A 1701-nucleotide genomic window follows, 5' to 3' on the forward strand; every position below is an offset into this window, starting at 1 on the left:
GCTTTCTTGCCGAAGCAATGCAATATTGCAGATCCGCGAGTGTAAGAGCGTGACCTCTGGTTTTCCAAGAACCTCCAAATCAATGGATAGCTCTCTGCATGCACCCGTGACAACGTTCCAACTGCGAGATAGGTCCGCAAAAGACGGTGATGGCATAAAAAATGCCGCCCTTCGACGAACTCGGGGTTAAGTAAAGAAACGTGGGTCTTAAATCCGGGGCGAGGTGTTCTCCTGTCTTGCGTGTCGGGGTGTGATTAACGGTTTGGTTGTTAATCCGGCCGGGTGCTTGACTTTTCGGGTTGGCTTGTTCCATGAGCAGGAACAAGTCCTCGAAGGCGAGAAGATGCCCGGTGTGCAATGAGCCGATGCGCAAGAAGGGATTCACGAGGGCCGGGGCGCAGCGTTGGAGGTGCGATGCGTGCCGGCTGAGCTCGACCATGAGACGGGAGGACCGGGCGCGCATGGCGGAGTTCCGTGCGTTCCTCTCATGGGTGACCGGCAAGCAGTCCATGGGCGAGGCCGCGGCCCGGCTCGGGATCACCCGGCAGGCGTTCGCCACCCGCATCGCGTGGTGCTGGAGGGTGGAGCCGACCCTTCCGTCCGTTTCGCGCTCCCACCGGTATGTGATGGCGGACGGCACGTACGTGCCCTATGGCTGGTGCCTGCTGGTCCTGACCGGCGACGACGGCCGGCCGGTGAGGTGGCAGTGGTGCTCCACGGAGACGAAGCCGGCCTACCTGCAGCTGTTCCACGGGGTGAAGGGGCCGGGATTGCTGGTGTGCGACGGCGGCCAAGGCTGCCTGGCGGCCGCCGCGCAACGCTGGAAGGACGCTGCCGTGCAGCGGTGCCTCGTGCACGTGCTGCGCAACACGCGCGTCGATCTGACGAACAACCCCAAGAGCGAGGCGGGAAGGAAGCTGCTCAAGCTCGCCCGCGGGCTCACCAAGGTGAAAACCGCGGACGAGGCCGCCGCATGGCTCGCCGATCTCAACGCGTGGCACGGGGAGCACGGGGATTACCTCAAGGAGAGAACCACCGCCAAACAGGATCCCATGCATGCGAGGGGCCGTAAATGGTGGTGGACGCACGAACGCCTGCGCCGCGCCTACTTCCGGCTCGTCAGGCTCAACCGCGCCGGGATGCTGTTCGCGTTCTGCGACCCCGCCATCACCAAGGACCACGGTCCGTTGCCGTCGACCACGAACCAGCTGGAGGGCGGAGTCAACGCGGTCGTCAAACGCACGCTCGGCCACCACCGGGGACTGTCGGAAGCGCATATGAAGCGTTGCTGCGAATGGACGGTGTACATGCTGACCGCGGGCCCCGATCCCATGTCGTTCGTCACCCCCGAACACTGGAGAACAACGGGAGGGGAGCCAATCGAGAACGGTGATTCCATACCCGGCACCGTTACCGCGGTGCAGCTGCCGGCCACCGGCGTCGATGCCTACGAGAACGGATTCGGCGTCAGAAAAGGCTGGGCCGGACGCTCGAAATGACCCACGCCACGCCGACAACACGCGCGAATAAGACCCACGTTTCTTTACTTAACCCTGGAGCATTATCTCAGCCATGCAGCCGCAGAGCCAAGGCTATACAGGAAAACCGGCCGGCTCGAAGCTGAAAGCCTAGTCGAAGCGGATGGCGGGATCTTCCGGCTCGAACTCCGAATCGGACGAATCCTCCGCATCCACCGGCATG

The 1701-nt window shown here is 63.0% G+C and carries 1 protein-coding gene; it reads left to right on the forward strand.

The window, feature by feature from the left end; translation table 11 throughout:
- Positions 1 to 311 precede the first annotated feature (311 nt).
- Complete coding sequence (locus tag Tam10B_RS12840) at positions 312 to 1499, forward strand: IS1249 family transposase (RefSeq protein WP_143248668.1); 1188 nt, start codon at positions 312 to 314, stop codon at positions 1497 to 1499.
- Positions 1500 to 1701 lie beyond the last annotated feature (202 nt).

This window comes from Bifidobacterium vansinderenii (genome assembly GCF_002234915.1).
Taxonomy (GTDB): Bacteria; Actinomycetota; Actinomycetes; order Actinomycetales; family Bifidobacteriaceae; genus Galliscardovia; species Galliscardovia vansinderenii.

Coding starts and splice junctions, on each gene's coding strand:
- Tam10B_RS12840 (WP_143248668.1), top strand. CDS start 312: ATGAGCAGGAACAAGTCCTCGAAGGCGAGAAGATGCCCGGTGTGCAAT.